The 17,455-nt window shown below is 43.6% G+C and carries 23 protein-coding genes and 1 tRNA gene; 15 read left to right on the top strand and 9 right to left on the bottom strand.

Annotated elements, in window-relative coordinates; all coding sequences use genetic code 11:
- The first annotated feature begins 13 nt into the window (after window positions 1-13).
- Window positions 14-1,021 (top strand): pectinesterase family protein, encoded by a 1,008-nt coding sequence (locus tag NSS94_RS15730; protein ID WP_318627875.1) that lies wholly within the window; start codon window positions 14-16, stop codon window positions 1,019-1,021.
- Window positions 987-2,564: a glycoside hydrolase family 43 protein gene (locus NSS94_RS15725; protein WP_318627876.1), complete on the top strand. Its 1,578-nt coding sequence runs from the start codon at window positions 987-989 to the stop codon at window positions 2,562-2,564. The genes NSS94_RS15730 and NSS94_RS15725 overlap by 35 nt, the downstream gene beginning before the upstream one ends.
- A gap of 60 nt (window positions 2,565-2,624) precedes the next feature.
- Here the strand turns inward: NSS94_RS15725 and NSS94_RS15720 are convergent, their stop codons facing one another.
- Window positions 2,625-3,512 carry a LysR family transcriptional regulator gene (locus NSS94_RS15720; RefSeq protein WP_039272221.1) on the bottom strand — a complete coding sequence of 296 codons (888 nt, stop codon included), beginning with the start codon at window positions 3,510-3,512 and terminating at the stop codon, window positions 2,625-2,627.
- Window positions 3,513-3,630: 118 nt separating this feature from the next.
- Here NSS94_RS15720 and NSS94_RS15715 point away from each other — a divergent pair, with 118 nt between their 5' ends.
- Together NSS94_RS15715 and NSS94_RS15710 are read left to right on the top strand one after the other, a co-directional pair.
- Window positions 3,631-4,656 (top strand): YeiH family protein, encoded by a 1,026-nt coding sequence (locus NSS94_RS15715; RefSeq protein ID WP_069010298.1) that lies wholly within the window; start codon window positions 3,631-3,633, stop codon window positions 4,654-4,656.
- A gap of 239 nt (window positions 4,657-4,895) precedes the next feature.
- Window positions 4,896-6,440, top strand: a complete 1,545-nt coding sequence (locus NSS94_RS15710) for a GH25 family lysozyme (protein ID WP_341039627.1) — start codon at window positions 4,896-4,898, stop codon at window positions 6,438-6,440.
- 71 nt (window positions 6,441-6,511) lie between these two features.
- Here the strand turns inward: NSS94_RS15710 and NSS94_RS15705 are convergent, their stop codons facing one another.
- Complete coding sequence (locus NSS94_RS15705; RefSeq protein ID WP_025719729.1) at window positions 6,512-6,778, bottom strand: DUF2642 domain-containing protein; 267 nt, start codon at window positions 6,776-6,778, stop codon at window positions 6,512-6,514.
- A 168-nt stretch (window positions 6,779-6,946) separates the two neighbouring features.
- On the opposite strand from NSS94_RS15705, the gene NSS94_RS15700 reads away from it, so the two are divergent.
- Entirely contained in the window at window positions 6,947-7,075 is a 129-nt protein-coding gene (locus NSS94_RS15700) for a hypothetical protein (protein ID WP_013371969.1), read from the top strand.
- A 189-nt stretch (window positions 7,076-7,264) separates the two neighbouring features.
- Here NSS94_RS15700 and NSS94_RS15695 read toward each other — a convergent pair whose 3' ends face one another.
- Complete coding sequence (locus tag NSS94_RS15695; RefSeq protein WP_029517718.1) at window positions 7,265-7,495, bottom strand: hypothetical protein; 231 nt, start codon at window positions 7,493-7,495, stop codon at window positions 7,265-7,267.
- A 145-nt stretch (window positions 7,496-7,640) separates the two neighbouring features.
- Entirely contained in the window at window positions 7,641-8,273 is a 633-nt protein-coding gene (locus tag NSS94_RS15690) for a cupin domain-containing protein (protein WP_341039626.1), read from the bottom strand.
- Window positions 8,274-8,730: 457 nt separating this feature from the next.
- Between NSS94_RS15690 and NSS94_RS15685 the strand changes: the two genes are divergently transcribed.
- The 6 genes from NSS94_RS15685 to NSS94_RS15660 all read left to right on the top strand — a co-directional run bounded on the left by NSS94_RS15685 (window position 8,731) and on the right by NSS94_RS15660 (window position 13,325).
- Window positions 8,731-9,384, top strand: a complete 654-nt coding sequence (locus tag NSS94_RS15685; protein WP_318627877.1) for a cell wall hydrolase — start codon at window positions 8,731-8,733, stop codon at window positions 9,382-9,384.
- A 183-nt stretch (window positions 9,385-9,567) separates the two neighbouring features.
- A complete protein-coding gene (locus tag NSS94_RS15680; protein ID WP_029517714.1) occupies window positions 9,568-9,918 on the top strand; it encodes a hypothetical protein in 351 nt (116 codons plus the stop codon).
- Window positions 9,919-9,949: 31 nt separating this feature from the next.
- Window positions 9,950-10,936, top strand: a complete 987-nt coding sequence (locus tag NSS94_RS15675; protein WP_341039625.1) for a ketoacyl-ACP synthase III — start codon at window positions 9,950-9,952, stop codon at window positions 10,934-10,936.
- Between the two features lie 201 nt (window positions 10,937-11,137).
- On the top strand, window positions 11,138-11,686 hold the full coding sequence (locus tag NSS94_RS15670) for a GNAT family N-acetyltransferase (RefSeq protein WP_029517712.1): 549 nt from the start codon (window positions 11,138-11,140) through the stop codon (window positions 11,684-11,686).
- A 133-nt stretch (window positions 11,687-11,819) separates the two neighbouring features.
- Entirely contained in the window at window positions 11,820-12,923 is a 1,104-nt protein-coding gene (locus tag NSS94_RS15665; protein ID WP_029517711.1) for a glycerol dehydrogenase, read from the top strand.
- A 186-nt stretch (window positions 12,924-13,109) separates the two neighbouring features.
- The gene (locus NSS94_RS15660; RefSeq protein ID WP_013311038.1) at window positions 13,110-13,325 is read left to right on the top strand and encodes a hypothetical protein; all 216 of its coding nucleotides are present in this window, start codon (window positions 13,110-13,112) and stop codon (window positions 13,323-13,325) included.
- A 72-nt stretch (window positions 13,326-13,397) separates the two neighbouring features.
- Here NSS94_RS15660 and NSS94_RS15655 read toward each other — a convergent pair whose 3' ends face one another.
- Window positions 13,398-14,429 carry a glycosyl hydrolase gene (locus NSS94_RS15655; protein WP_341039624.1) on the bottom strand — a complete coding sequence of 344 codons (1,032 nt, stop codon included), beginning with the start codon at window positions 14,427-14,429 and terminating at the stop codon, window positions 13,398-13,400.
- A gap of 30 nt (window positions 14,430-14,459) precedes the next feature.
- Window positions 14,460-14,738: a hypothetical protein gene (locus tag NSS94_RS15650; protein ID WP_029517709.1), complete on the bottom strand. Its 279-nt coding sequence runs from the start codon at window positions 14,736-14,738 to the stop codon at window positions 14,460-14,462.
- 353 nt (window positions 14,739-15,091) lie between these two features.
- Between NSS94_RS15650 and NSS94_RS15645 the strand changes: the two genes are divergently transcribed.
- The 3 genes from NSS94_RS15645 to NSS94_RS15635 all read left to right on the top strand — a co-directional run bounded on the left by NSS94_RS15645 (window position 15,092) and on the right by NSS94_RS15635 (window position 15,901).
- Entirely contained in the window at window positions 15,092-15,274 is a 183-nt protein-coding gene (locus NSS94_RS15645; RefSeq protein WP_029517708.1) for a hypothetical protein, read from the top strand.
- Between the two features lie 52 nt (window positions 15,275-15,326).
- Entirely contained in the window at window positions 15,327-15,653 is a 327-nt protein-coding gene (locus NSS94_RS15640; RefSeq protein WP_023989398.1) for a YnfA family protein, read from the top strand.
- A gap of 95 nt (window positions 15,654-15,748) precedes the next feature.
- A complete protein-coding gene (locus NSS94_RS15635) occupies window positions 15,749-15,901 on the top strand; it encodes a hypothetical protein (protein ID WP_322251737.1) in 153 nt (50 codons plus the stop codon).
- Window positions 15,902-15,976: 75 nt separating this feature from the next.
- Here NSS94_RS15635 and NSS94_RS15630 read toward each other — a convergent pair whose 3' ends face one another.
- Entirely contained in the window at window positions 15,977-16,165 is a 189-nt protein-coding gene (locus NSS94_RS15630) for a hypothetical protein (RefSeq protein WP_023989396.1), read from the bottom strand.
- A 129-nt stretch (window positions 16,166-16,294) separates the two neighbouring features.
- Complete coding sequence (locus NSS94_RS15625) at window positions 16,295-16,453, bottom strand: hypothetical protein (protein WP_013311032.1); 159 nt, start codon at window positions 16,451-16,453, stop codon at window positions 16,295-16,297.
- Between the two features lie 237 nt (window positions 16,454-16,690).
- On the opposite strand from NSS94_RS15625, the gene NSS94_RS15620 reads away from it, so the two are divergent.
- A tRNA-Leu gene (locus NSS94_RS15620) sits at window positions 16,691-16,776 on the top strand.
- A gap of 84 nt (window positions 16,777-16,860) precedes the next feature.
- Here NSS94_RS15620 and NSS94_RS15615 read toward each other — a convergent pair.
- Window positions 16,861-17,247 carry a tyrosine-type recombinase/integrase gene (locus tag NSS94_RS15615; RefSeq protein WP_341039622.1) on the bottom strand — a complete coding sequence of 129 codons (387 nt, stop codon included), beginning with the start codon at window positions 17,245-17,247 and terminating at the stop codon, window positions 16,861-16,863.
- Window positions 17,248-17,455: the final 208 nt, after the last annotated feature.

Genomic DNA, 17,455 nt, shown 5'->3' with positions numbered 1-17,455 from the left:
GATCGGGGTAATCATGCTAGTTGGAAAAGAATCCTTTTGTGATTTCCATACGATTCAGGAGGCAATTGCTGTATTGGAGCAGTCGGCTTCCAATGAAATGGAAACGTTAACTATTTTATCAGGTATTTATGAGGAAGAGGTGCGAATTTACCGTTCGTATCTTCATATTATAGGCATCGGGCAGGTAGAGATTCGAATGAATCGGTATGCCAAGGAGCGGAATGAAGCGGGTGAGGAAATAGGGACCTTTGCGACACCCACTTTATTTTTAGGCGGTAGCCATCTGATCTTGGAAAATCTCACGATTTCCAACACGGCAGGACAGGGAGAAGCCATTGGGCAGGCCGTTGCGGTATACGCTCATTGCGATGAAACGGTCTTTAGAAACTGTACCTTTAAAGGGCACCAGGATACTTTATTTACAGGCCCTCTACCTCCTGCACCGAAAGAACGGCTCCAGTTTGGTGGAATCCATTTGAAGGAGCACCATAGACACTATCGGCAGCTCTATCAGCATTGTTATATAGAGGGTACGGTGGACTTTATTTTTGGTGGGGCTACCGCTTATTTTGAAGATTGCGAAATTCGCAGTTTACGCCATCATGAGAACCAAACGAGCTACGTCACAGCCGCCTCTACGCCGCAAGGACAAGCGTATGGCTATGTATTCAACCAATGCTACCTAACTGCAGAGCCTGATATTACCCCGGTTTTTTTGGGGCGTCCGTGGCGGGAATATGCCAAGACTGTATTTGTCGATTGTAAAATGGGCGATCATATTGACCCACGTGGCTGGGACAATTGGAACAATGTTGCGAACGAGAAAACCGTCTGTTATCAGGAATACGGTGAATTCGACAAAGTGGCTACGTTACGTAAGCAGCGTGTTCCGTGGGCAGATTGTTTTGAATTGGGAACAAAAATATGGAGCAAGGAGCAGATTTTTGCAGAAGTCACATTTTGGAAGCAAGGAGAAGTGAGGTTTCATGATGATCCAAAATCCCATATTAAAAGGCTTTAATCCCGATCCGTGTATTACACGAGCCCTGGATACTTACTATATTGTGGTGTCATCGTTTGAGTGGCTGCCTGGAGTACGGGTGTACCAGTCCAAAGATTTGGCCCATTGGGAGCACTGCACAGATATTTTGACCGATCAGGTTGACTTAAGAGGTAATCCTAAAAATTGCAGTATTTGGGCACCACAGCTTAGTTATGCGGATAACCTTTTTTATCTGCTCTATACGGATGTGAAAAGCACCAAACGTCCGTTCAAGGATGTTCATAATTTTGTGATGACGGCGCCTACGATCCAAGGACCGTGGTCGGAACCCGTTTATCTTAATAGTAGCGGATTTGATCCGTCTTTATTTCATGATGATGACGGACGCAAATGGCTGTTGAACGCATTGTGGGATTATCGCATGTTGGAAAGCAATAAATCTTCCGGTATCGTCATGCAGGAGTATGATAGCAAGCAACAACAGCTCATTGGGGAGCCTGTTAAAATCTTTGATTGTACTCCTTTGAAGAAAACAGAAGCGCCTCATATCTACAAGCAAAACGGATATTATTATCTTGTTACAGCGGAAGGCGGAACGGGTACGGGGCATGCCGTTACCGTAGCACGCTCGAAGCAAATAACCGGACCATATGAAGTAGACCCGCACAACCCGATGCTTACATCACGTGATCGACAGGATTTCCCGTTACAATGTGCAGGACATGGCAGTCTTGTACAAACACCGGACGGCGAATGGTACATGGCTCATTTATGCACACGTCCGGTAGAGGGGAAATATGCCATTTTAGGACGGGAAACAGCCTTGCAGCAAGTGTACTGGAATGATGAAGGCTGGCTGCGATTAACCGCGGGGGGCCATACGCCTCAATTGGAGGTGCCTGCACCTCAAGGGACAATTTCGGTTAAGCAAGAGCAAAAGAGTAATATTTTCGAGGATTTTTTCGAGGGAGCCCTATTAGATAAAACGTGGAACACATTGCGTATCCTAGCGAACGAGAGCTGGTGTTCATTAAGTCAGCGCCCGGGCTATCTTCGAATCCATGCTGGGGAATCCATACAAAGTCTGTTCCAGCATCACGTGCTTGCCATTCGGCAAACGGATCATCATTTCCGGGTAGAAACAGCACTGGAGTACCAGCCAACAAGCTATTTGCAGATGGCGGGGCTACTACTGTACCTTAATGAAGAAAATTATTTGTACGCCTATATTAGCTATGAGGAAGGACAAGGGAAGGTACTGCGCTTGATGCGATGTGAAGCCAATACATTTACTTTAGTTCCCCAAGCGATTACGCTTCAGGACGATCTTCCTATACATTTAGCAGTGGAAGTCCATGCATCCCACGGGCAATTTTATTATGGACTCGGAGATAAACCTGCTTGGAAGCGACTTTTTGAAATGCAGGATATCAGCTTTTTATCCGGTGGTTTTACAGGGAATTTTGTAGGTATTGCTGCTCATGATATGCAACAATTCCAAGGAAGCTACGCTGATTTTTCTCATTTCTTATATCATGGTATGGATGATCTTTCCTCATAAAAAATATTATAATGATGAATGTTGAAAGCACCTTTATGGGTGCTTTTTTGTTTATGCACGTTATCTTTTCACATTATAACTTCGCAAAATCTCCAAAAAAGCGGTGCATGCTTTCGTCTCAAATACCGCAGAAGGGGTCAGAAAAGAAAATTTCCGAATGAACGGGAGATTGAGAATATCCAATACTTCTAATGTTCCCAAAGCAAGTTCCTTCTGAATGACCCATTGGGACAGCAAAGAAATCCCCAAGCCTGCTTCTACAGACTCTTTGATGATCTGTGTACTGCCAAAATTCATCATATGAGAAGGATAAAATCGAAGCTGTGCAAACATCTTTTCAGCCGCCTCCCGGGTTCCAGAGCCTTCTTCCCGCAGAATCCAGATGTCCTCATGCAGCTCATTTATATCCACTTGAGATTTACCAGCCAAACGATGATTTTGCGGAACGACGATATACATTCGATCATCAGCAAATGATTCAATGTGTAGATGGTCATGCTGAAATTCTCCTTCGATAATCCCCACATCCAGTTGATTATGGATCACGAGCTTTTCAATTTCCAATGTATTGCCGATGGTAATGGAGGGCTGAATGAGTGGATACTGGATTCTCATTTGCGCAATCACATGCGGCAGCACATATTCGCCATACGTGTAGCTTGCACCAATAGACAGGTTACCCTTTGCCGTATGCATTAGCTCATCCACCAAGTACTGCATACGTGTATGGAGTCGGATAATCTCCTGGGCATGATGATACACAATTTCACCTGCTTTGGTTAAGCGCACATATTTATTACTACGCTCCAGGAGACGGGTTCCTACGCTACGTTCCAGCATTTGAATATACTGACTTACCGCAGGTTGGGTCATGTGTAATACCTCGGCAGCTCGTGTGAAGTTTTGTTTCTCTGCGACCCTAACAAATACGATTAAAGATTGGTCCAAAGCCCATTCCTCCAAATTTATTATATCTATTTACTTATTATCATAATTATAATGATTTATTTTTCTTATGACAAAAAACATATTAAGCTGGATGTATGTAGAATTGGAGGGGTTCACCATGAATAGTCATACACAACATACCAAATTATTTTCGAACAGAGGGCGATTATTCCAGCGTATATTTGGCATTATCCTCACGATGTTATTTGCTTTGGCAGGCTACGGTCTGAACGAATTGCCAGGCTTTCATTATGTAGGTCCATTGGCTTGTGCCATGTTTCTCGCTATTCTGTACCGACAGTTGTGGGGATACCCTGAAGCTGTGCGCTCAGGGGTTGAGTTTTCAGCAAAGAAAATACTACGCGGAGCGATTGTGTTATTTGGGCTGAAGCTGAATATGGATGTTGTCATTCATCATGGACTGGGTTTACTTTTGCGTGATGTGGGCACCGTTGTATTTTCCATCTTTTTTACGGTTTGGCTGGCAAAACGTTTCAAGGCAGATGCTTCGCTTTCGCTTCTTCTTGGTATTGGAACAGGAGTTTGCGGTGCAGCAGCGATTGCAGCGGTTTCTCCCTTGTTAAAATCCAAAGATGAGGATACAGCCATAGGAGTAGGACTCATTGCCTTGGTTGGTACGATATTTGCCATTTTGTTTACCGTGCTTCGACCCTGGCTTCCTTTGACGGATATGCAATATGGGATCTGGTCGGGCGTCAGTTTACATGAAATTGCACATGTGGCCTTAGCTGCAGCGCCTGCCGGACAGGATGCTCTTGCAATGGGCTTATTAGCCAAACTGGGGCGTGTTTTCTTGCTCATACCGCTCAGCTTTGTTTTAATGGTTTGGATGAAACGAACCGGAAAAATTCGTACAGATGCTAAAGTGGAGTTTCCCTGGTTCCTCATCGGCTTTATGGCTACAAGTGTTGTGGGCAGCTATGTTTTTGGAAAATATATTGTAGTTCCATCTAGTCTGACAAACGGAATTTCTCAAGTTACCACCTTTATGTTAACGATGGCTATGGTAGGTATGGGGCTGAATGTGAGCTTTAAGGCTTTGCGAGAGAAAGCAATGCTTCCCTTACTGGTACTGTCTGTTACCTCGATCATTCTTATAGGTTTAACATTTTTAACAGTGTGAACATGAAGTATTCGTTTGTGATAAGATTGCTAGTAAACCAGATTAATAAAACTGGAAAAAGCTCTGCTTGCTATATAGCTGGTAGAGTTTTTTAGTACTTTTGTATGATAAAACTGAAATATGTACTGAATCAATCGTAACTTTTTACATATGATTCGCGTCTATCAAAATGGAGGTCCTGAGAATCATAGAGTGCAAGAATTTCATAAGCGAAAATATAGAGAATGGTAGGGTACATAATGAAGAAAATTTGTTTATTTGCTTTTTTGTTTCTGTTTCTACTAGCATTTCCAAGAGAGAGTCACGCTGCCTCTTCGAGTTCACATCTTCAGTTAGACGGTAAAGATATAAGTGTTGGCAAAGGTGTTCAGATTCAAGAAGTAAAGGGGAATATACTGGTTCCACTCCGTCTCATTGTAGAGGAATTGGGTTATAGCGTGAATTGGGAGTCCAAGACAGGGACCATAACTATACATAAGCAAAATCTTAACCTCAGTCTTCAGGTCAACAATCCCATGGCCTCTGTTAATGATCATCAAATGGGATTGGCTGTAGCGCCTTTGCTTAGAGAGGGGACGACTTATGTTCCGCTTCGCTTTGTATCCGAACAGACAGGGGTTGATGTGGTCTGGAACAACGAGCTTAAAACCGTGTTCCTGACGACTCCACCTGCTTCAAGCGGGAATAGCGAGTCCACTCATGATCATTCTGCTACTCCAGCTGTAAGTAATCCTAAAGAGAGTGCGCGCACGGCTATAAACCAAATTAGCTTCGCTAATCACCAATTGACTATAGCTGTTAATGGAAAAGTAACCCCCAAAGTAACTACGTTGACTCATGCAGACCGTATTGTTGTAGACATACCGGATACAAAGTTTGCTGAGGAATTTCTAGCATCGCAATCATTTGACAATAGTGGACAAGGAAGTTTTCCAGTCACAGAAGATCCAGATGTTTCCCAAGTAAGATATTCCATGTTTAGTACAACTCCCGCATCGGTACGTATTGTGGTTGATCTTAATAACAGCACACCTTTTCATATACTCAATGCAGATGATGGTAAGGTTGTTATAGCATTGGATCAGGAAACGGAGGAGCCATCAACTACCGAGAACGTTTTACCTACCATACCTGTTACACCTGTGATTTCTTCCGATGGACACGCGCAAGGGATTGACGTCTCACACTATAATGGCAATATTGATTGGCAGCAAGTGGCAGCGGCAGGTAAAACATTTGCTTTTATTAAAGCTACAGAGGGCACAAAATATCAAGATAATCAATTTTTGATAAATGTACAGGGTGCCAGAGAGGCTAACATCTTGGTTGGCGCTTACCACTTTTTGAACGCAACTACCGCGGATGGAGCTCGTCAGGAAGCTGCTAACTTTGCTAGGGCTCTAGATTCAGCAGGAGGCAGGCTGGATCTGCCCCCTGTGATGGACTATGAAAATAACCCCAAAGGTCTTACTCCTGCACAAATTAATGAAGTGGCTCATGCCTTTTTGGATGAAATGGAGAGGCTTACCGGACGTCAGCCGATCGTATACACGGGTAATGTCTTTGCTTCCAAGTTTGATCCTACATTTTCTATGTATAAACTGTGGGTAGCCCGATACAGCACTACGCAAAAGCCGACCGCGGTTCCAGCTTGGAATAACTGGTGGGCTTGGCAGTACAGTAGCACAGGCAGTGTTCCGGGTATTCGAGGCCAAGTGGATTTGGATGAATACAACGGAACGATAGATGAACTCCGGGCTTCACTTGGAGGAGAGCTCGATTAGCATAATCATATCATGATCAATCCTCGCGAATCCGGAATAGGATCTGCGAGGATTTTTAATGTCTGTTTTGTTTAGTTGGGCATGATCCATACGATTTCGCTGATTCGAACAAAGAATTTTTTCCCATATACATCTAAAATGACATGGTCGGGCTTACAATCAACTACGCATCCATCAATTCTGCCACGAGTGGTCTCAAGTACAACGTACTTGCCGATCACCGATTTTAATGTTTCTACGACGTATGGATCTACAGGGTGCACCACGACGTGATGAGAGGTAGGATGGTGAGGAAAAGGTTGATTAACGTTGTAATTGAGCATTTGATTTGAATTCAATTGCTTCACTCCTTCAAGATTAGTTGTGTTATCCTATGCTCCTGCCTAGGAAAGGTGTAGGCTAATGCCCATCAGCGAAAACATTCATAACATTGCCAAAAAGCCCGGTCCATAGGAAAGCTCAATACATAAGCTATGTTGTACCTTGAATTGAAGGAGGCAATGACCATGAGTGAATGTGAAAGAGGTTGTGGCGGCGGTTCAGTAGGAGGCTACCCAGGAGTTTGGACATCGACAGGAGCTATTCTGGTACTGTTCATTCTGCTCGTTATCATTACGAAGTCTTTATGGGTTTAATTTAAAATGAGTAGCTTAACCCCCCATCGGTATATAACTGATGGGGGGTTAAGTGTTTTAGAGGATGGAATAAATGATAAAACACCTCAAATAACAGCGTACAAGCCCTACACAAATGGTGCCGGGCGAGACAGCTGTCATTTGAGGTACATTGGCATCTATAGACAGGAACGGACAATGGGTCAGGGATTAAATTAACGCAATCGCCAGCAGGGTGAACAGGCTCAATGTTAAGATTTGATTCCCATACCCGTAGCCAGGGTAAAAGGCAGACGTTTGTACACGTCCGTTCCGTTCTGTTTTTAAGTACACATTATTACGATCCACATCCATAATGGTTCCTTCGTACTGTTTTCCGTCCATGGTGAGAATACGCACCTTTTTATTCATGCAGTTCAAACAGTTGTAGTAAGCGTCCATTCCATCACCCCCTCTTATACATTGGCATTTTATGAGAGGGACGGTCTTATGGTAACGGCGAACATACAGGGAAAAGGTATTCCCTCGAACTTAGGACCTGACTAGAGTTAGCCTATTCTTGATAGGGATTAAAAGAGAAGCCAGGTTATCCGTTAGTATAGGCGTAATCTCTTTGGGGGACGGCTTGATAGTGTGGTGAAGTATCAGCAAGCCTCACATGTATCCCAGGTTTTCGGGGGGGCTGCTGCTTGCAGTCATTGGGAGGACCGATGATGACAGGCTTTTTAATAGGGACGAGCGCTTCCTGAACCTTATTCTCATCCAGGCAGTAAGTATGAGCCATAATGTTATTTGGCGTTAGGCGCAAAATGTCAGATCCCAGTATAAATTCAGGGGTCGGGGCATCAAAAATCGTCAACAAATGAGTGTTATCCATCGTGGCGACCAGATAATGCCACCATCCTTGAGGGACGTTAGCCACTTGGCCAGGTGTGATCGGAAAATGCCGTAACTCGCGGGTAAAGGGGTTAATCAGTGACACGGTTACGGCTCCAGAGATGCAGTAGACCAGTTCTGTGGCATTTTGATGATAGTGAGGCTCCACAACATTAGCAGTGCTGAGGCGAATATCCAGCAGCGATACATTTGCCAATGTATTCAGCTGCTGGATCGACAGCTCGTTGATCGAATTTTGAGCATCCTTCTGAAACAAAACATTGTCTCTTAAATCATAGGTGAATTGTACAGTAGGAGAGGTGTAATCCATATATGAATTCACGCGTCGTTTCCAGCCTTTCTGTTATTCGAAATTTGAGGATCGTACGCTACCCTATGCATACGCCTATATATGTGTGCGCGGAAATGTGATTTGAATTCATAGAAATCAGGCTTCGGTCCCGGGTAAGTTAAAGCGAAAAATAGCGAAAAAAGTCACGTATTCAAGTGTGTCCAGAACATGCTCCATTGCTTTTAATACACGTCATTCCTTTAGGGATGGCGTTTTATTTGCTTGGGTAGTCTTAGGACCAGAGCCGGATGATACGTAAATGCGGCTTGTGGTATACTGCAACGGACGTGTGAAAGCATGATTGTCCCATTCCGTATGTAGCCACGCGTCATTTCTGCAGCTAGGCATAAGTTATGTCATAAGAAACATCATCGGATAAACGTCCCTGAGTTGTACAGGCCGGAATGGTTGCACCGGACAGAACATGAAAGAGGAGGTTGTCTGGAATATGAAAAAATTATCTATTTTAATCCTGTCCTGCGCATGTATGTTAGGTACTGTATTGTCAGTCGCACCAGGACAAGCACAAGCACAATCGTCAGCTTTGAAGAAAGGGGTTCAAAGCGAACGGGTGCTGGAGCTTCAACAGCGGCTTCATTCGCTCGGTTATTTCAAAGCCGGGTTTACTGGGTACTATGGTTCTCTGACCAGTAAAGCGGTGACTCGTTTTCAACGGGATAACGGTCTGACACCTGATGGAGTAGCCGGAGCGGCTACACAAGCCAAGCTGAAATCCTTCGGTAAGGTGCGCGTAACCGCGCTGGATCAACTGGCTCGTATCATTTATTCTGAGGCGCGCGGAGAATCGTTTGAAGGTCAAGTGGCTGTCGGCGCTGTCGTATTAAACCGTGTTCAGTCCGGCGAGTTTCCAAGCTCGATCCCGGACGTTATTTTGCAGCCTGGCCAATTCACCGCTGTACAGGATGGACAATACCGCCTGAAACCCAACAAGACTGCGTACCGTGCAGCCAGACAGGCACTTAATGGTGCTGATCCGACCAATGGGTCCTTGTTTTATTACAACCCGGCCATTGCCACAGCCAAATGGAGTAAAAGTCGCCCGGCTGTCATCTCACTCGGTCGCCATACGTTTACGAATTAATTTCACATGAGAATACGCAAATTTCTAGCCGTCAGTTGCTTCTTTAGGAGCAGTGACGGTTTTTTATATTCGCAAATTTGTAATATTTTAGTGGTGATTTATCTGATTTAATATTAAAAATTCTACCTATTATTCCGATACTCTTAATAGACAAAAAAATGAAATTAAAGGAGTCTTTCTAAAATGAGTCAACATCCTTACACTATCGAAGTAGATCAAGCCATGAAAACGGTACATATGGCGGTGAATGGAGTGTTTAGCCAGGAGGAGTATGATAGCTTTGTAAAAGATTATGTAGCCAAAACCTCATCCATTCAGGCGTCCAGCTTTACACTCAAGGTAGATTGTACCCAGATGGCACTTTTGGGTCCGGGAGAAGTGGAAAAATTGAAGGGCTCATTTGTACGTTATAAAGAAACCGGATTTGCCAAAGTAATCTTTGGTATCAGCCTTCAACAAACCATTATTAAAATGCAGCTTGGTCGAGTAGCACGCGAAGCAGGATTAAACAACGTAGATATTGTTGTACAATAATGCGCTGACGTATGTGTAAGGGGGAAGCCTGATGAGCCATATCAAAATAAAAGCACTGGGTGTGTACCATCCGTCCCATTCGTTGGATAACGAATACTATGTTCGCCATTTTGACGAGCGGGGCAAGGATATTCGACGTTTCATGGAGCATATGGGCAGAAGACAGCGTTATATCATTGATGACCCGAACGAAAACGGTTTAACCATGGGAATTGCGGCTGCGCAAAAAGCTTTGGAACAGGCTGGTATGACAGGCTGTGACGTGGATATGATCGTGTTCTCCACTCAAGTTCCTGAGTCACTGTTTCCGATGAATGCCTTGTTTGTTCACCATGCGATTGGAGCCAGACATGATGTGGCCGTGATGGATTCCAACGCGAATTGTGCAGGGATGACAGTCGCTGTCGATCAAGCCAGTCGGTCGATGTTATCTAATCCTGACGTGCGGACAGCGCTTATTATCGGTTCGGATTATAATTCACTCATTTCCGGTCCGGAGGATGAGATTACTTATGCGAACTATGGAGATGCTGCATGTGCGGTTATTTTGGAGCGTACAGAAGAAGACACCGGATTTATAGATTCTATGTATTTTACGGACCCAGTCAATATAGATAAAATTTTGTACCCGGCTCAGGGGTTAGCGGCAACACTCCAAAGGAATGCCCCCGGAAAATATATTCAGTGGCTTCCGTTCGATGCTAATATGGCCTTGCCTCCTACATTTGATCTGCTTGAACGCATTTTAAAAAAGAATGGGCTATCGCCTCAGGATGTACGGGCTTATTGTCTGTCTCAGTTCTCGTTAGCAAATGTATTAAAGATTCAGGATCACTTGGAGCTAGAGGATGCCCAAATGATTTATGTGGGTGATCGATATGGTTACACAGGAACCAGTAGCCCGTTCATTGCTCTACATGAAGGTATTGAATCGGGTCGTATCCGGCGCGGTGATTATGTGCTGTTCTGGACGATTGGAGCTGGGTATCAGCTGGTTGCTATGTTGTTTAAATATTAGTTATGCGAAGACCTTGCAGCTGCAAGGTCTTTTTGTGTATCACACAATGACAATTGTAATGATTTGGTTGTGTTATGTTTGATTATTTTGTAAAATTTAAACATTGAATTCATAAGGGAGAGCTTATATTGCGGACATCGGATAGCATGATAATTATGACAGAAAACATAGCACACATTTCATAATAGGAGCTGAAGGGTCATTAAGATCGAAAATTTATTTTATGGAGAACGAATAAAGCTGGCCGCAGTCAGGGAAGAAGATGCCGAAGTGATGTTCAAATGGGGTGAGGATGCGAAGTATCTGCGAAATGTAGATACGGATTTAGCGCTTCCTTACACGTTGAAACAGATGGAGTCAGAAGGATCTCCCAGATCTAACGAGGTCTATTTTCGATTAAGAACATTGGCAGATGATGTCTTGATCGGATTTGTTGCTATCCACGGGATTGAGTGGAATAATCGCAGCGGACAACTGGCAATAGGTATAGGTAATACGGAGTACCGTGGCAAGGGCTTTGGGGCAGAAGCTGTAGGTCTCATTCTTCGTTATGCGTTTTATGAGCTCAATTTAAATCGGGTCGGCTTGGATGTGATTGAGTACAATACACAAGCGATCCGAACTTATGAGAAGGCGGGGTTCCAGCTTGAGGGTAGAGTTCGTTCCGCTGTTCTTCGTGATGGCAACAGTTATGATCGTATCATGATGGGTATCCTGTATTCTGAATGGAGCTCGACTGTTCAAGTATAATAGATACACAATTTGTTCATAAAATATTCCATAATAAGCCTTTTAATAATGTAAAAAGAGGTTTATAGTTAAGGGGTCACATGCCCAAATGGTTATTAATTTGAGTATGAGTCAAAGCTGAGGAGGAATTTACATGGCAAACGTTGTAAGATCCATCACTTCACCCAAGAAATTTATTTCTGGACAAAATCTGCTCTCGTCGTTAAATGACTATATTAAGGATTATGGCGATAAAGCCTTTGTTATCTGCGATGAGTTCATACTTGAAAGGGCCCAAAAGGAGGCAGGCGCTTCAATTGAAGCAGCTGGTAACCAAGTGGTCTTCGAGAAATTCCAATATGAATGTACAAAAGAAGAGATTGATCGTAACCGCGAATTGGTGCGTAAACATGGTTCGAACATTATCATAGGCATTGGCGGGGGAAAAACATTGGATACCGCTAAGGCAACGGCTTATTATGAAAAGCTGCCTGTTGTTATTTTCCCAACGATTGCTTCTACAGATGCTCCTTGTACCGCGCTTGCGGTTATATACAAAAAAGATGGCTCTTTCGATGAATATCTGTTCCTGCCTACTAATCCAGACGTTGTACTGGCGGATACAGGCATTCTGGCAGCAGCGCCTGCACGTTTCTTTGCAGCTGGAATCGGTGATGCACTGGCCACTTATTTTGAAGCTCGTGCTTGCTATCAGGCCAACGGGGATAACCTGGTTCTGAACAAGCCTTCCACTACAGGGCTGGGACTTGCTCGTCTTTGTTATGATACGTTGCTGGAAAATGCTGTGAAGGCCAAACGTGCTGTGGATCGTAAAGTATATACTCGTGCGGTGGAGGATACGATTGAAGCTACCATTTATCTGAGCGGTGTTGGTGCAGAATCAGGTGGATTGGCAGCAGCACACGCCATTCATAATGGTATGACGGCTGTTCCTTCGCTTCATAAAGCACAGCATGGTGAGAAAGTCACATTCGGTTTGTTAACCCAGCTAGTGCTGGAAAATGCACCGAAAGAAGAACTGGAAACCGTGATTAAACTGGTTAAGGATGTAGGCCTTCCATTGACACTTCGTGACTTGGGTGTAGAGGAATTTGTTGAGGCTGAATGGCGCCAAGTGGCTGAAGCTGCTTGTGCATCGAATGATACAATGGTCAACATGCCGTTCCCGGTTAGTCCTGCTGACGTGTACAATGCAATCATTGCAGCGAATGCAATAGCAGAATCCTATCAAGAATAGTTTCTTCCTAAATCACGAAAATGGGTTTGCAAAAACGGGTCTGTCACATCACTGGCAGACCCGTTTCGTGTACGTGCACTACATGTGAAACGAAAGAAGGATACCAGGGACTTATATCCTATCTTGTTCTGACCGATATACATGTAACAGGGAAATTAGGTTGGTTACACAGCAGGAGGAGATTTGATGTTGGTGCATGGTAAAACACGTAGGGGCAACTTGTACATCCATATGTCCAGCGGTTTTCACAAAATTGGAGATTATCGGGAAGAATACTCTGTAGCACCGGGTGATCGGCTGATGTCTAGACTGTCCAAGCGGATCTACACCATTGTATCCGTACATCTTGGAGAAGAGGCATATGCCGATATTGATCTAGAAGAGGTTATCAGGAATAGTTAGAGAACTTTATTTGGATTTTGGTATAAAAAAGCTTTCACTTTGCTTCTAGAGCGAAGTGAAAGCTTTTTTCTTTCAGTCCAGAGATTCATGAAGAAGGTCTCGTGTAATGATATTATTTTGGCTCATAAAATGTCTGATTGCTGCTTGTGAATTGGTTGCCGACAGTTCCTTACCCCATGTCATGGCATAGGCCCAGGCTGGCTGGTTCTGCAGCACCTTCGCACTCGGCAGAATATTACTTTCTCCGATTCCCATAGGCTTGCCCTGCGCAAGCTTTAGTAATTCGGTGTAGTAAGAGGATTTGTAATCATTGTTATAGATATCAGCTGCAAGAATATCTACCCGGTTAATACCTGGGAAGGAAAGATCATAAGGAGTGCTATATGCGTTTGGGGCATTGGGACTCCACACCCACAACAGGTTATCCAGATGATGGACATGAGTAAATCGATCATACATTAAATTCCACAACTTGGCGTAATTTTGCTTTTCTCCCCACCAAAACCAGTTGCCGTTCATTTCATGATAGGGCCTCCATAAAACAGGTACATCCGCGTCTCGTAAGGTCTTAAGGGACAGAGCCACCTCATCCAGATCGGCGATCAGTTGTTTATATTGCGGGGTACCTGGCGTGATGTAACGATTAAATTCAGCTTGAGTAATTTTTGCTTGTACGTTTTTCCACGTTTTGGGTTTGCCCGGTAGCGCCTGATGGAAGGTAACAGCTACAATTCCGCCGCCCCGACTCCATTGGATAGCACTATTCACAACATGCTGACGTTGCTCTCGTAGGGCCGTAAGAGACTGATTGGCTAATCCTCCAAACTCATAGCCGTGAAGCCCTGCGTATTGTCCGCTGATTTGTTGTAGCTTGTTATTTTGTTCATCCGGTGCCTCTAAGTAATCATGCTGCCCGGAAATTAGCATACCATCCGGTACATTAGATAGGTAGGCAAGTAATTGCTTGGCTTTGGCAGAGGCCTGAACATTAATTGGCGGGGCGGCATCGGCAACAATGAACGATTGCTGAGAGCCGCTGAAGAGTAAAACAAGCATTAGCAGTAGCACCCTCTGTAACCAAAAGCGTGTTGAGTGAGATTTCATGGCGCTCCTCCTTTGATGCATGGTAATGGATTAGTATTTTTCTTTTTGCTTTCTAAGCTGTATATAGGCACTAATAATAATCACCAGCAGACTAATCATGGCCCATCCATTGAATTCCTGTGAGTGTATCCAGTTGTCCCATACAAGGAAGCCTAAAATTACAACGAGCAAACTCATAGTGAGATACATTTTGGTTTGTGCTGGACGTTGAGTGCGTTTCGAAATCCAATGTATGATGCCGAAAACGATGGCTGCCTGAAATAAAAATATACCCATTATCATTAAACTTGCTAAAAAGATTGGGGACATCGGTATCCTCCTCCTGGGTTTACAAACAGAATATGCAGGTTGTAAACGGAATGTGGATTCTTGGATGTGAATTTAATTGCAAGTTGAGTAAACAATTGAGCACTGGTTACGATCTTGAACAAGTTGACTAAATTATACCATAACTACCGTCCTGCAATGAAAGACGTCTAAATACCCACTCTACCTTGATTCGACATCAGACTTTATATTCAGCGAAATATTGACATAAGGGGGTACACTTCACATATATGAAGATGCAATCAGAAATATGTGGTAAGTATATACATAAAAGCAACGCGAAATCGACGGAAAAGTTTGGTATGATTAAAGTGGATTGAAAAGGAGGTACTCTTATGAATGAAGAAAACAGACCATTCTCTAGATCGGCAGATGCTGAAGGAGCAAAAGCGAACTTTGATGCCAATCAGCGGAAGCTCCACTCCGAGGGAGTGCCTAGCTTATGGCGTCAGGTCAGCAACCTGCTGATTCTGGTTGGTGTGATTGCATTAATTATCATTTTAGGTCGAGTGCTCTAATGAGATATCCAAAAAAAACAAAAAGAATTTTAAGAATTAGGGATGTGAAATGGTGCTAAAGGCAGCTTTACTTTTTATATTGGCTGGCATCGCTGAAATTGGAGGAGGATATTTGATTTGGCAGTGGCTGCGGGAAGGGAAGACATGGTATGTCGGACTTTGCGGCGGAGTAATTTTAGCTGTGTATGGAATTATTGCTACCTTTCAGGTATTTTCCTCCTTTGGGCGTGTATATGCAGCATACGGTGGTGTCTTTATTGTTCTTTCCATTGCATGGGGCTGGTGGATTGATAAAAAGACACCCGACTTGTACGATTTCATTGGTGGATTGATTTGTTTGGTCGGTATAGCTGTAATCCTGTTTCCGCGATCAGGGTGATAGGACGAAAAACCCTTTTTTATTTTTAAAAACATGACTATAGGTCTACAAAAACAAGCTTCATATTCCGAAATAGAACTTAAGGAGGGGGTTCTATGAACTGGAATCAAATGAAGCTTAAATTGAAATTTGGCAGTACCATGCCAAAGAATGAAGGTAATTTCTCTTTTGGTATCATGTGTGGACTCTTAATCAGCATCGTGCTGTGGATCTCGATCATTGGCTGGATCATGCTGATCTTTAAGTGATTTTACGAAATCGCTGTACATATCAAAACAAATGCATTAAGGGCTACTTTAAACCTATGTCCTATTACCCATGCTTTATTTTGTGAAATCGTTACGTAACTTGTCTATCCCGCGACCTATGGCTTCATCAATCATATCGGTAGCAGCAGGTGTATCTGCATCAGTGTCAGGAATGCGATTAAATCCTGGCTCGCGCTTGTCCAGGGATTGTTTATGTTCAATTTGATCGTCAGTACGATTCTTTTCAGAGTTATTATCTCTCATAGCACATCACAGCTCCTTTTATTAGGTACATTCAGCTTCTATACTTTACATAAACGTTTGTACTCCAGACTAAACGTTGATAAAAATAAAACCGGGGGGAGTAAATCCCGCCCGGCACTTCCCAAACAACTAGCGATGCTCAATCAGATCAATCGCTCCCAGAACAACATGAGCCAGTCCGAAACCGAGAATGCCTGTAGCTGCAAGTTTATACTTACTGCTCAGCAACACAGCGCCTGAAGCCGATACTACCGTTCCAAGAACAGCTGGAATCATACCTTCACGCATTCGTAACACCCCTTCTGGTAGTTTGGAAAGACGTTTATTAGTGTAATTCAAATGTGCATAAGTTATACAAAAAGAAAATTTTATTATTTTTTTAAAAAAAACACTTTACAATCCGATAAAATTATCGTATTATATGTTGGTGCCCAATTGAACGACATTTACATAACGAGAACACTTCTGTGTTTCTCAGATACTTGTAAGACAAGTAAGTGTAAAGAGTAGCGTTCCTAAGATTATGCCGGGGTGGCGGAATTGGCAGACGCACAGGACTTAAAATCCTGCGGTAGGTGACTACCGTACCGGTTCGATCCCGGTCCTCGGCACTATTGTTTTTCTTTTGAATCCCTTGATTATCAAGGGGTTTTTTATTTTTTAGTGATTGAAATCTTGGCTTCCATATCACAGGATCACAAGGGGCGAGCGCCTTTTTCGCTCCTGGGGACGAGTTGGGGACGAACTTTTGGATCGAAGACATCGAGGTGTGCTGTTGCTTTACGACTAAGCTTCTTGGTGACGTGAGCATAGGTATCTGAAGACACCTGAGATGTGGAATGTCGCAATGGATGTTGAATCTCCTTGATAGATGCTCCCTGGCCAAGCAAATACGTTGCATTTGTATGGTGGAGATCATGAAGTGATACATTACGGAAGCCGTGCCGCTCACACCAGTTTTTCCACTGCTGGGACGGCGTTGTATGGTAATAGGGTTTCCCTGTACCTGAATGAAAAACAAAGTTACGATCCCCGCTTTTCCATGTCCCATTTGCCTTTGCCTCAAACCTTAGTTTACTCATGCCTTTAGCATGAGCGACCAGTTCCTCCATATACCATTGCGGCATATCTACATAATCGTTAGATGCTTCATTCTTGGTATCTGTAATGTCCGCCTGGCCATTTTTGGTGCTGTCAACCGAATACTGGATTTTGTCACCAACGACTATGGACGGGGACGAAACGAAACAAGAAAAGTGAAATTGGACTCAGGATGCCAGAAGTAAATTA

The sequence above is a fragment of the Paenibacillus sp. FSL L8-0644 genome, from assembly GCF_038008165.1.
In the GTDB taxonomy this organism is placed as follows: Bacteria; Bacillota; Bacilli; order Paenibacillales; family Paenibacillaceae; genus Paenibacillus; species Paenibacillus polymyxa_D.
The sequence above is the reverse complement of the archived record's forward strand: the minus strand, read 5'-3'. Positions and strand labels throughout refer to the sequence as shown.